The organism is Streptomyces sp. NBC_01224 (assembly GCF_036002945.1).
GTDB lineage: Bacteria > Actinomycetota > Actinomycetes > Streptomycetales > Streptomycetaceae > Streptomyces.
In genome coordinates this window covers 8,786,717-8,798,759 of record NZ_CP108529.1, presented here as the reverse complement: position 1 = coordinate 8,798,759, position 12,043 = coordinate 8,786,717, and the positions used below count along the sequence as shown (strand labels likewise).

General features: G+C 66.6%; 12 protein-coding genes and 2 pseudogenes. 8 read left to right on the top strand and 6 right to left on the bottom strand.

From position 1 onward, the window contains the following. Positions 1-242 precede the first annotated feature (242 nt). Positions 243-444, bottom strand: a pseudogene (locus OG609_RS46495) (IS5/IS1182 family transposase); the annotation flags it as partial. A gap of 181 nt (positions 445-625) precedes the next feature. Between OG609_RS46495 and OG609_RS39875 the strand changes: the two are divergent. Next, a complete protein-coding gene (locus tag OG609_RS39875) occupies positions 626-1,021 on the top strand; it encodes a VOC family protein (RefSeq protein WP_327277278.1) in 396 nt (131 codons plus the stop codon). Between the two features lie 41 nt (positions 1,022-1,062). Here OG609_RS39875 and OG609_RS39870 read toward each other — a convergent pair whose 3' ends face one another. Further along, positions 1,063-1,275: a hypothetical protein gene (locus OG609_RS39870; RefSeq protein ID WP_327277277.1), complete on the bottom strand. Its 213-nt coding sequence runs from the start codon at positions 1,273-1,275 to the stop codon at positions 1,063-1,065. Between the two features lie 220 nt (positions 1,276-1,495). On the opposite strand from OG609_RS39870, the pseudogene OG609_RS46490 reads away from it, so the two are divergent. Further along, positions 1,496-1,726: pseudogene (locus tag OG609_RS46490) on the top strand (alpha-lytic protease prodomain-containing protein); the annotation flags it as partial. Between the two features lie 111 nt (positions 1,727-1,837). On the opposite strand, the gene OG609_RS39865 reads toward OG609_RS46490, so the two are convergent. Continuing rightward, positions 1,838-2,074 carry a hypothetical protein gene (locus OG609_RS39865; RefSeq protein ID WP_327277276.1) on the bottom strand — a complete coding sequence of 79 codons (237 nt, stop codon included), beginning with the start codon at positions 2,072-2,074 and terminating at the stop codon, positions 1,838-1,840. Between the two features lie 787 nt (positions 2,075-2,861). Between OG609_RS39865 and OG609_RS39860 the strand changes: the two genes are divergently transcribed. The 4 genes from OG609_RS39860 to OG609_RS39845 all read left to right on the top strand — a co-directional run bounded on the left by OG609_RS39860 (position 2,862) and on the right by OG609_RS39845 (position 7,496). After that, positions 2,862-3,068, top strand: coding sequence for a DUF5988 family protein (locus OG609_RS39860; RefSeq protein WP_327277275.1), 207 nt, complete (start codon positions 2,862-2,864; stop codon positions 3,066-3,068). 1,569 nt (positions 3,069-4,637) lie between these two features. Beyond that, on the top strand, positions 4,638-5,291 hold the full coding sequence (locus tag OG609_RS39855; protein ID WP_327277274.1) for a peptidoglycan recognition protein family protein: 654 nt from the start codon (positions 4,638-4,640) through the stop codon (positions 5,289-5,291). Between the two features lie 206 nt (positions 5,292-5,497). Next, positions 5,498-6,415 carry an NAD(P)H-binding protein gene (locus OG609_RS39850; RefSeq protein ID WP_327277273.1) on the top strand — a complete coding sequence of 306 codons (918 nt, stop codon included), beginning with the start codon at positions 5,498-5,500 and terminating at the stop codon, positions 6,413-6,415. Between the two features lie 478 nt (positions 6,416-6,893). Then, positions 6,894-7,496, top strand: a complete 603-nt coding sequence (locus tag OG609_RS39845) for a DinB family protein (protein ID WP_327277272.1) — start codon at positions 6,894-6,896, stop codon at positions 7,494-7,496. Positions 7,497-7,500: 4 nt separating this feature from the next. On the opposite strand, the gene OG609_RS39840 is transcribed toward OG609_RS39845, so the two are convergent. Continuing rightward, entirely contained in the window at positions 7,501-8,352 is an 852-nt protein-coding gene (locus OG609_RS39840; protein WP_327277271.1) for an IS5 family transposase, read from the bottom strand. A gap of 83 nt (positions 8,353-8,435) precedes the next feature. On the opposite strand from OG609_RS39840, the gene OG609_RS39835 reads away from it, so the two are divergent. Further along, positions 8,436-8,720: a hypothetical protein gene (locus OG609_RS39835; RefSeq protein WP_327277270.1), complete on the top strand. Its 285-nt coding sequence runs from the start codon at positions 8,436-8,438 to the stop codon at positions 8,718-8,720. Between the two features lie 141 nt (positions 8,721-8,861). Here the strand turns inward: OG609_RS39835 and OG609_RS39830 are convergent, their stop codons facing one another. Together OG609_RS39830 and OG609_RS46485 are read right to left on the bottom strand one after the other, a co-directional pair. After that, positions 8,862-9,800, bottom strand: a complete 939-nt coding sequence (locus OG609_RS39830; RefSeq protein WP_327277269.1) for a phosphotransferase family protein — start codon at positions 9,798-9,800, stop codon at positions 8,862-8,864. 616 nt (positions 9,801-10,416) lie between these two features. Then, positions 10,417-10,569, bottom strand: coding sequence for a winged helix-turn-helix transcriptional regulator (locus OG609_RS46485; RefSeq protein ID WP_351254331.1), 153 nt, complete (start codon positions 10,567-10,569; stop codon positions 10,417-10,419). A gap of 144 nt (positions 10,570-10,713) precedes the next feature. Between OG609_RS46485 and OG609_RS39825 the strand changes: the two genes are divergently transcribed. Continuing rightward, positions 10,714-11,322, top strand: coding sequence for a GOLPH3/VPS74 family protein (locus OG609_RS39825; RefSeq protein WP_327277268.1), 609 nt, complete (start codon positions 10,714-10,716; stop codon positions 11,320-11,322). Positions 11,323-12,043: the final 721 nt, after the last annotated feature.

Sequence of the window (12,043 nt, the reverse complement as noted above, 5' to 3'; positions counted from 1 at the left end):
TCGAGGCATGCCGGGCAGAGACATCTGATGCGCACGGTGTCAGTGAACCCTTCTCGGTAACGTCTTGTGACAGTTCGTAATCTTCGTTCAGGTGGTGCGGCCGTGCTCGAGCTGGAACAGGACGAGGGCGGCCCGGGCGATGCGGGTGATGGCGGCGGGGTCGAGGCTGACCCTGCGCAAGACCTTGAAGGTGACCTTGCGTAGGGCGTTGGCACACCGGCCACACCGTGGATACCGCGTTCAACTCCGTCACCCGTGGCGAGCTGGGCCGGCCGGGTCCCGTCCAGGAACCAGCACAGGACCAACACACCCTGCTTGAAGGGGCCGAGAGCACGGGCGGCCGCAGGTGCCGAGCCGTTCGCGGTGTTCGGCCAGCAGCTTCGCGAGGGTCTCGGCGGTGGCCGTGCCGACATCGAGCACGCCGGTGTAGGTGATATCGGTCAACGCGCGAAGCCTCTCGGTGCCTGGAACCCGTTCTTCGCAGACCTGTTCCTACCAGGGGCTCGACGCGTATCTGATGTCTGGTCAAGCCCGACTGATGTCCCTGGTCAGGAAGATCCCGGACCTGTCGGACGGGCGGCACGGGCCAATACTCTGAGCCCCGTCCGCACTATCTGGGAGAGTCATGACAAGTAGGTTCACCGAGTTGGCCGTTGACTGCCACGATCCGGAGAGACTCGCGGCCTTCTGGTGCGAGGTCCTGGACTTCAAGGTGATCGACCGGAGCGAGGGCAAGGTTGAGATCGGCTCCTGGGTGCCGACCGTTGAGGATGTTCGGGCCCGCCAGATGTCGCCCACCCTGCTGTTCATCCAGGTGCCCGAGGGCAAGACCATGAAGAACCGGCTTCACCTCGACGTCAGCCCGATCGACGGCAGCACCGAGGACGAGGTGACCAGATTGCTCGGCCTCGGCGCCACCAGGACAGATGTGGGCCAAGGCTCAGACCGAAACTGGGTGGTCATGGCAGACCCCGAGGGCAACGAGTTCTGCGTCCTGCGCACCCTGGCACCGCAGAACTAGGCCGCGAGCGGGCACCCACACCCCATCACACACCGCAACCGTCACGTTGCCGAGAAGACCTCAGTGGCGTTGACGACACCTCCGGCGCGAACGGCTTCCTCAATTCCGCCGGGCGCGAGCTGTGCGGGCTGCGGGCTCTTCGCTGTAACCGGATCGGGCTCGATCTTGTGGCGGACGGTGCAGTCCGCAGCCTTGCACGGAGCGCCGGACTTCCTCGAGCGTCCACAAAGCTGCTGGCCCGTCTCTTCGAGCACGGATTCTCCTCTGCTCATTCCTTTGCCCCTCGGGGCAGGCTGTCGTTTGCAGGGCCGGGCGTGGGTGTGGGTTATGGGGGCGGTCCATGTACTGGCGGTACGGCTTCCGGCGCCGGCATCGTGGATTCGAGCGAAAGGCCGTGCGCTTCCTTGCGTTCGCCGGCATCGTCGGCGCCCTGAGCTGTTACCGCCGCATCGCCGACTGAGAGTCCCATGAGGGGTGGCCTGGCGAAGCCTTGGTTCAGTCAGCGGTGGACTCTTCGCTTCACCTCTGCGCCAGGCCGCCGCGGAATCGGTTCGGAACACAGGTGGGGCGACGAAGGTCGGCACCTACAGTGCAGCCTCGCTCGACGCCATCCACACCCAATGGGACCAGCTGGTGGGCATTCCCAACACCTCGTGGCGCGTCGACCCGAGCAGTAACCAGGTGACCGTCGATAGGTACGACGGTGCGCCCACCGCCGATCGGGTGCCCGGATCGAGAAGGTCGCCGCTGCCCACGGAGAGGCGGTGCGGCAATCCGTGTCGGCAGTCGGTTGCCCGCCCGATGCATGGCAACTGCCTAGTGCAGCTTCCAGGTGAACTTGCCGCCGCCCACCCACCGGACCTCGCCCGGGTCGTCGAGGTCATGGACCCTGATGCCTGCGGCCCAGGCGGCGTGGAGCACGTCCGTCATCGATGTTGCCGCGCTGACGACCTCCCCGTCGATCTCCACAAGACGGAAGGGCGGATCACCTGGCTGGACTCTCAGCACGGTGATCCGAGGCATCGAGATACGAGGGCTCGCACTTTCGGTCATGCGCAGATCCGTTCCACGTCACGGTCGGCAGTATGCCCGGTGGCAGGATAGGTAACGCAACTCCACATGACATCACCCCGGCGGCCGAGCCGGCTGCTCGTCGGAAGGCGGATCCGCCGACAGCAGTCCGTAACCAGGCCCAACAGTGCGCGTCAAGACCCGCTGGCTGTTCGCCTGTCACCTGTCCCGGAAGCCAGAGCCTGCCCGCGAGGACGTTGTCGAGAAACGAATCGGTCGGCTTGCACACTTCCATCCGCACGGGCGTCACCCGCCCGCCCTGCGAGTGTTCGGCGACCCCGTCGGCCGCAGCACGGTATTGCAGCTGGTCAACGCTGTGCCAGAACTTCAACCACAGGCTCGCGGGCCTGTGACCATCGTCGAGTACGCAATGCGCAAGGGCCGTGTCCACGGGACCGTGCGTGAAGACCGGTTGACCAGTCGGCCTGCTGCGCGACCGCGAGGCGGCCACCGTCGTAGCCCGGCTGGCCAAGCACCCGGGATCGAGTTCGTCTGCCGCGCCCGTGCCCAGTAGCGGGGCGGCGTGGGAGCGCCTAACAGGGCGCGGGGTATCCGATCCCGGAGAGCACAGGCACAGAACGCGTAACGCAGCTTCGCGAGCTCCACGGGGTTGGGTCCGTCGGTCTCCGTGCCTCCTTGGACAGAGGTCCTGCATCGAGTGATTGCCCGAAATCAGGGGCGTGCTGCTGGGATGCCGGCAGCACACCCGGCGGCGAGCACTTCGGCGCGTCACGGAGAAGCCGGACCACCGGCAGGGGAAACTTTCGCCATGACCAACGCGATGAAAGCAGTCCTTGAGGGCGGCCCCGACGATCTCCCGGAGCGGATCGTTTCCATCACTACGCCTGGAGTCGACCTCAAGATCCCGTTCCGTGGTGGATACGAGCACTTCAAGGCGACGACACGTCACCACGACACCGACGAGGGCCAATTGCCTGTCTACGAATGGTGGGAGCGCACGGAAGTGCCAGGGTGAGGATTGTCCGGCAACTGCCCTGGCGTTCCGTTCTGCCGCAGCATGAGTGATCTCGCTGAAGGCTGCCTGGCCGAGCCGGGATGCCATCGCCGGTCCCGGCCTTTCACAGGCAGACCGGCTCCCGCAATCGGCGAGTCGACACGCCGCGGAGCGCGCGCTTGCCGTGTCACCGGCGATGTCGTAGCTCACGTATTCAAAGCCGCAGAAGCAGTACGCGCTGCCGTCGCACCACACCACAGCCGCGTCGACATGCGCGGCAAGTCTCCCCGTCACCAGCCACCTCAAATGCCGTGGAGACCGGGTAGAACTCGAAGCCCTGGTCGTGGGCCGAGCCCGCGCGCACTCAAACGGCTGCCTACTCCTCCCCCGGTTCGCTGATCTCCAGCACGTCATCACACGACACGCACAGGCTGCCGCGCTCTCGGCAGGGCATGAGCATCTCCACGCAGCACCGAATTCCTGCACATCCGTCCCGCCGACTTCCCAAAGACTGTTCGACACGCGTTCGGGGGACGTCACTCGCTCATCGCTGTCCCACGGTGCTGCTTCCGCAAGAAGCGCCGGACATGCGAGAGCCCCCGCCGACAGGGACAGCAGGGGGCTGAAATCAGTGTGCCAGGAGCCGCCCGACAGCACGCTCGGTTTGCCTGATGTGTCACCGCACGCGTCAGCCCAAGGGTCCGGCGGTCCGTACGGTCGGCGCGAGTGCGCGCCCGAAAGGCCGGCCGACGGGACTGGTCGGTGGATGCGAGTCAGCGAGGTGCTGGGGTGCGGGCTGCCGGCAGCCGTCACGCGAAAGGGGCTTGTCCATGGGCATGACCAGGCAAAACGCCCAGGATCACGAAATGAATGTTTTACACCTGCAATCGTGCCTGAGGTGCAACCCCGGGTGCACCCCTCCAGACAACGGTGCAAATGCCCTTCGACACAACTCTCACGTGGGCGCCCCGCGGCACGCTTGCCCAGCAGTCACGGGATACAACGGCTGGGGACATCCGCCAGGTGCCGGAGCTCAGCGGCAGAAAGCTTCGGCTTCCCGCCGGACCGGCCGGTCGACGTCGAATCCACAACCATGGGCGAGTTCGGTCAGGTGCCGGGAAGGTACCCGGTCGGCCCGCTTGGCACGGGTGACTGTGCGTGCCTCGACTCGTCATCACACACCTCACCCCGATAGGGGAAGCGCTCACCCACACAGCCCTGCGGCAGTCGGCAGGAGTGCCGGCACGCTCGCCTGTCTGCACTAACCCGGGACGCGCAGCGAACCTCCCGCCGCGAAGCTGTGGGCATACGCGTTCCCGCCGTCCACTCGGCGCGAAAGACAAAGAAGGTTTTCCCGTGCGTCTGTACCGAATGGCACTGTGGGTAACGGCCCCTGTGGCAGTTCCACTCATGGCGGCACCGCCCGGTGTGACGACGGCCCGTGCCGTCGGCGATGCGACACCGGAAGGCCCCCTTGCCGTATGGCGGGCCGGAGCAGTTCCGGAGTCGGCTGTCGATTCCGCGCTGCCGTTCCCGGCCCTCGGAGCGAGGTCAGTGGCATTCCCCCGTGCGGCGCCTCGGCCCGCCATCGTGTTGCGTACTCAGTGGCGGGCCGACGAGACCAAGCGCGACCCACATGCCCACTACGCGCAAGGGGTGACGGCGGTCTTCATCCATCACACCGACACCCCCAACGGCTACGACTGCGCCGACGTCCCGCGCACACTGCGCAATCTGTACACGGGCCAGACCCGTGACCAGAGATGGGGCGACCTCGGCTACAACTTCCTCGTCGACAAATGCGGCACCATATACGAAGGCCGCGCCGGCGGTACCGACCGCCCCGTCGTCGGCTCCCATACCCTCGGGTTCAACCAGGGCACCACGGGGATTGCGGCGATCGGCACCTTCGGACGAGGCACTCCCGTGCCGGCAGCCATGGAGCGCGCGATCGCAGCCCTCGCCGCCTGGAAGCTCGGCTTGAACGGCATCGAACCCACCAGCAAGGTGCGGCTCACGTCCACGAACGACAAGAGCCGCTATACCAAGGGAACTTCTTCCGAATTCGACGCCATCTCCGGTCATCGCGACGGCTATGCGACCAACTGCCCCGGAGAAGCCCTGTTCGCGCGGCTCCCAGCAATCCGAAAGATTGCTGCCGGCCTCCAGGGCAGGTCCCCACGAGCACCCTCTGGTGTCGCCCTGCCCGCGGGCTTGCGAAGCCTGCAACAAACCAGTCATTGACGCCCCATCAGGACCGAATGCACCTGGGGCTCAACCCTCTGACGTCGCAGACAACTCGGCCGGGGCGAACGATCCCAGGCCGGGCGCGTGGCACCCGTGGTCTGGCGTTGGGAGCAGCCAAGCTTCTCCCATGGCTCCGAGGCTTACGCAGCGCAGGAGGGCCGACACCCTGAAGCGAAGACTTTGGCTCTGAAGGAGACGCACCGATGGTTACCAGCGACCTTGTTCTCGTCACGGGAGCCGGTGGCGGCACAGGCGGCGTGAGCCGCCTCGTCCTCGACTTGCTCCTGGCCCAAGGAGTGTCGGTGCGCGCGATGGTGCACCGCAACGACCATCGCGCGGATGAACTGCGCGCACTCGGCGCTGAGGTAGTCGTCGGCGACCTCACCCGGCCCGCCGATGTCGCGGATGCCCTCGACGGTGCCGGCCGGATGTACTTCAGCATGAGTGTGTCGCCGGACTACCTGCTGGCGGCGACCGTGGTGGCCACCGTCGCACGTGAGCGCGGCCATCTCGACTGCTTGGTGGACATGTCGCAGATGACGGTGTCCCAGATGACCGCCACCAGCACCACCGAGTCCCACCAGCAGCGGCTGCACTGGCTATCCGAGCAGGTGCTCAACTGGTCGGGCCTGCCAGTGGTACACGTGCGGCCCACGATGTTCCTCGACAACCCGCTCTTCACCACGCTCGCCGCGCACTCGATTCGGGAGAACGGCACGCTCGCCCTGCCGTTCGGCACCGGCCGCACGTCACCGGTGTCGGCGAGCGACGTGGCACGGGTCGTCGCGACCGTGCTGCGCGAACCGGCCCCGCACCTGGGTCATGTCTACGAGCTGACCGGGCCGCGCACGCTGGACATGAACGGCGTAGCAGAGGAGTTCTCCCGGGGGCTGGGCCGCCCGGTGTCCTATGTGGACGTCCCGCTGGACCAGTGGATCACTGAGGTGCTCTCAAAGGCAGGGCTTTCGCCGCATGCCGAGCAGCACATCGAGACCATGGCGCGATTGCACCAGGAGAACCGTTACGACCGTGCGACCCACGACGTCGAGCGCATCACCGGTCAATCGGCGCAGACGATCGAGTCGTTCGTGGCCGCACGCCGGGACTTCTACCTCTGCTGAGCCGACCCGGGCCCGAGGAGCGAGCCGACGCAGCCGCCGTCCGTGCGGACACACCTCACAGACAACTCGACGAATGCCTCGAACATCCCCCAAAGAACGGTGGGGCCCACGACAGAGACACGCGTGCTTCCGGTCCCGCCGTGTCCGCCGCGGACATCCCACTCGACACCTTTCTGCTCGGCCACGACCATCACGGCGACGACCTGGACACCGCCGGACACGCCCTGCCGTCGACTGCGGACATCGTTCTCACGACTCCCGCCGGCACCCGTAGGCTCGGGGGCAGCGCCCGCGGCCTGGCCCCGGGGTCGACCACGCGCCTCTCAGCCCCGGGCCGTCCCACGATCGATGCAACTGAGTGGGCTTAGAGCGTCCGCCAGTAGGCGGTGAGTTGTGGCTAAGCGGCTTCGGTGAAGTTCACCGACGAGTGCTGGTCACAGGTTGAGCCCGTCAGCAGCGCATGACAGGCTCGTGCCCCATGATTGATGACTTTGCGAAGGGCTACCTGCACAGCGACCTGCGAGAGATTCGCAAGGCGATGCTCTGGAAGCTCGACGGGCTCTGTGAGTACGACATCCGTCGCCCGCTGACCTCGACAGGTACCAACCTTCTTGGCCTGGTCAAGCACCTATCGCTTTGGGAGGCCAGGTACTTCGGCGAGGTCTTCGGCCGACCGTTCCCCGAACTTCTGCCCCGGTGGGACGACACCGCCGAGCGCGGCGCCGACCTGTGGGCGACCGAGCACGAGACGCGCGAGGAGATCACCGACCACTACCGTCGCGTATGGGAGCACTCAGACGCGACGATCAACGCCCTCACCATCGACTCCCCCGGCCACGTGCCCTGGTGGCCACGCCCCAACGTGAAGCTGTTCAACATCCTGGTCCACGTGCTCACCGAGACCAGCCGGCACGCTGGACACGCCGACATCCTGCGCGAACAACTCGACGGCTCGACTGGGACAACAGCCGAATACGCGACTGATCAGCGCGACGCAGCCTTGTGGGATGCCCACCGAGCGACGATCGATCGAGCTGCCAAAGCTGCCGCCGAGAAGGACCAGCACTTGACTTCGCCGTAGCCGCTTAGCGGATGCGGGGGCTGGCGGGCCGGGTGTCCCAGCGGTGGGTGTACCAGGCCCTGCGGATGAGGCTGCGGACGGTGATGATGGCGGTGGCCAGCTGAAGGAAGAACTCGGTGCAGGCGCAGCGGCGTTCGGTGTTGCGGCGGAGTCTGCCGAAGTTGTTCATCCACGAGTTTGTGCGCTCTACGACCCAGCGGCCGTCGGTGTGGATCGGGGTTTTCGTGCCCCGCTTCGTGATCCGGGGTGTGATGTCACGCTCGGCCAGGTTGCGGTAGACGGGCTGGTAGTCGTAGCCGGCGTCCAGGCTCAGGGCCGGGTGCTGCGGGACATGTCCGAGCTGTTGGGTCAACTCGGCGAAGGCGTCGAGGGTTTGGGGCAGCAGCGCGTGGTCACGGATGTTCGCTCCGGCGGGCACCGTGACCACGGGTATGCCGTAGCTGTCGGTGAGCTGGGACCGCTTGAGGCCCTGCTTGCCCCGGTCCACCGGGGACCGACCGGCGCACTCGCCGCCCGCGGGTGACTTGGTGATACAGCCGTCCGCGGCCAGGTCCTCCAGCTCAAGGCCCACCATCTGGTCGTAGGCCCGCAGCACCGCGAGGACCAGGTGGTCGGCGACACCGGCAGCGATCCACTCGTCTCGCCGGCGCCGGATCGTCGTGGCCGAACACGCCCCGTCTGCGACCCGTTCGTAGCCCATCCCCGACACCAATGCCAGAACGAGCCGGTCGAAGACCACCGCGTCCTCGATCCGCGGGTTGTGGCAGCCCAGCGGGTGCGTGACCGGCCGGGCGGGCAGCAGACGGAGGAACTCCTCACGGATCGGAGTGATGATGGACGCAGGCACGACGGACACGAACTCTCCCGATGGTCACAGAGCGTAGAGAACTCCGTGATCATCAAATTCGTGCCCGTCGTGCCGCCAACTTCACCACATCCATGACCTACTGGCGGACGCTCTTAAAGGACGCCGCGTACGACGCCAAGGTGAAGAAGGCCCTCGCCACGCTCGACGACGCCGAGCGCGCGAAGCTCACGGTCGGCATCCAGAAGATGTTCACGGACGCCGTCGTCTGGATCTCGGTCGCCCCAGTGCCTTCCGTCCTCGTCCTCAACGTGAAACTGACCGGGCCGCCCGCCTCCATGGCCTGCCCTCCCGCCCTCGCCCGCCGAGGATTTCGGTACCGCCGCTGCGAAACCGTCTGTTCAGCCACCGGGCCGTAACCTCCTGCTCAGTACGATCCCCGAAGCGTCGTAACAACCGACCCTCACCGCGACATACAGGGACCGCATGAAAGAGGCGACCGAACTCCGAGCCAAGAACGCCGCTGCCCTCCGCCCGGTCCGCGCAGGATACCGATCGAGTCAGACTCCGAAGAGCTCCGCAGCCAAGTCGTCCAGCGTCGCGATGTCTTGCAGCGGAAGAAGCGCCGCTACCGGTTCAAAGACGTCCATAGTGTGATGCTGGGCGACGCCGCGCGCCTGGCGATGCAGGGCGAGACCCATCGCTTGGCGCGCGAAGTCCTTCTCCACCGGCCACTCGCTGGCATCCAGGAAGGCCTTCAGCAACGTCTTGTCGCAGCGGAAGACATCGCGGTGCACCTGACAGAGTTCATAGTGCCGGTCGGTCACCATGGTGTCGCCCCAGTCGATGATTCCGGTGAATCGGCCTTCGTCAAGGAATGTATGACGTGCTGTCAAGTCACCGTGCACGACGACGCGGTCGAAAGGCTGGAGTCCATTGAGATAGACCTCGACCTGCGCAACCAGATGCGCCGGCAGCGAACTCTGCGCGCAGGCCGCTGCCACGTCGAGCACGGGCAGGTGGAGGTCGCTGACGACTCCTGAAGGGCTGAGACCGTGCACCCGCCGGACCTGACGTCCCAGTTCCCCAGCGATCTCCAGCCGTTGTTCCGTCGTCACCTCAGTGGTGCTCTCCAGAGAGGCCCCGGGCATCCGCGTGGTGATCAAATAGGGCCACGAGGCGGCGGGACCATCGAACAGCCGGCCTTCGCCGAGCAGCCTGGGTGCGGCGATGGCGGAGTCGGTGGCCAGCAGATTCTGCGCCGCGCGCTCAGCGACGTGGGCCCCGCGCCACGAGGGCAGGTGACCGAGCAGCTTCACCACAACATCGCCGTGGACGTATGTGGGAAACGTGCCGCCGGTGCCGGCCACCGTCTCCTGGCCCGGGACGGTCAGACCATGGCGTTTCAAGATCTCGGCGATGTACGGCTGCCAGAAGCCGAGGTCCTCAAGACGCAAGACGTAGTCACGTGTCGACGCGAAGTGCGGGGGCGTAGCCATCGGACGAGTATTGCGCGCGCAGAAGGGCCTGACAAAGGCGTTGGATGTGTCGGTGGGTGATGAGGCGGAGTGGACAGGCAGCGGAAGGTTTCGTGGATCTCGTCGTGTCGTTCCCATCGGATGCGTAGTCGGCGGAAGCCGTGGAGCCGGGGCGATGGTGCGTTCGACGACCCAACGGTGGACGCCGAGTCCGGATCCGAGTGGGATACCGCGGCGGGCGATCACGGGCTTGAGGCCCTGTGCCCGGACGGGGCGGCGGTACTTGGCATGGCCATAACCACGGTCCCCGAGCAGTGCGTCGGGCCGTCTTCGTGGGCGCTCGACGAGGCCCGGGATCGGGGGATCTTCGCGAGCATGGGCCCGTCAGCTGGGCGATGTCATTGCGGTTTCCGCTGGTCAGCGAGACACCGTGAGCGTCCAGGAAGGTGCCAGTCCGCTCAGGGGTCCGGTCCATGACCGGCGAAGGCTTCTCGCCGGTCGGCAGTGGCACGGAACTTGCCGCTTGGATGACCAGAGTCGGCCTCATGGAGTCCGGCGGGACCTTCCCCCGGGCCCGCTTCCAGGCACGGCCTCTGGAGCTCAGTATCACCGTCTCCACGCACCCTGTACGGGGCGACTATCGCCAAGCGCATGAGCATCGGGACTCATGCCGACCCCGACCTCTGCCGGGATATGCGGTCCCCCAGCGGGCCAGGGCCATCAGCGCGGGATGCAGTTGCCGTCCGTGCTCCGTAAGCTGGTGGACGACGTCGGGGCGGCCGAACTTCACGCCCGCTCGCTACACACAGCAAATCCGCGCAGCGATCGCGGTGGCCATCGACAGCTGACCTCGACGCTCGGCGTCACGCCGGGCGCCGGACCAGCTGCTCATCAGCGACGCAACGCTACTGGTGCCCCTGACACGGAGCCATTCATGACCACACCGCGGGACCTGTTGATCAGCGCCATGGACATGGCGGCCAGTCGGACTCTGGAGCGAGGCGATCTGTCGCTCGCGCTCGCGGGAGCCGAGGTGATCGACCTCCTGACCGCCCAGGCCGTCAGGCTGGACGGCGATCAGATAGTACCGAGCCACCCGCCGGCCATGGCTGATCGCCTGTTGGATGAGGCCGCGTCGTCGCTCGTCCGACAAGCACCGTACGAGTCGCTCGAAGACTGGCTGTGGCGCAGAGGCCGCGGCCTGTCCACGGCCTATCTGGATGCCCTTGAGGCGGATGGACAGCTCACTCGGCAACGCCGCCCGCGCTGGATGCCCTCCCGAGCCGGTCAGATGGTGTTGGTCGATTCACCCGCTCGCCGCGAGGCGGCTGACCGCTGGACATCGAATGAGCCCGTACTCGCCGCCCTTGCAGCGGCCGTCGGAATCCGTGACAAGCCAACTGGCGACTCCCCGAGCGTGGCCGACGACGCGGTGACGACGGTGCTCGCCGCCGTTGATGACGCGTTGAGGGATCTGGAGTTCCAACGGCAACGGCGAGCGCTCGACGAGGCGGCCTTCGACAACATCTGGCGAGGCGAATAACGCAGGCATGAGCGATGTCGCAGGCTGCGTGGAGACGGCGCCCGGACATTTCACGTCGGTCGGCGCCGCCATCGGCCAGCCCGGCTCATCCGGTACCAGCAGCTGTTTGCCCTCCATGTACTCGCTGCTGATCCGGAGGAGACGGCGAGGCCGCCTCCAGACAGAACACGACTGCCGACAGGACTTTCGCTCCCCATAGGGGAAGGGCCACTGCAACGCCCCGCGACTCCGGCTTCAGGAGTACGAACGGGTCGGCGTGGACTGACTCGCGCGAGGGGCTGGCGGGCACCTCCAGCTCGACTTCCCAGTCCGAATCAAGGGCCGGCAGGAGTCAGAAGTCCACACTGAGTCTGCGCTACGACACCACCTGGCGAAGCCCTACCCGAGGTGATACGTGCTGGCGCCGGTAGACCGAGAACTCACACTGCCGACGGGCCAGCCGTTTGAGCGTCGGTGCCCACTTCGAGTGTTGGCCGCCGGGGCACGGACACCGGGAGGCAACAAGGCACTGTGCGGTGCACATTCGACCGCGGGGCGGGAAGGGGTGATCGGGGGCCTCAGCATGACGCTTGGGCGGTTTCCTGGGCGGCCGGTACGTGGGCGGCGTCTGCCGCGCCGGTGCCACGTCGCGCCGCCCGGGTCGCAGGGTCCTGCCGGAAGGGGATGGCCGTGTACGGTGCGCGGCTGTTCCGGCTGGGCTGGCAGCGCCTCGCCGTCCGGC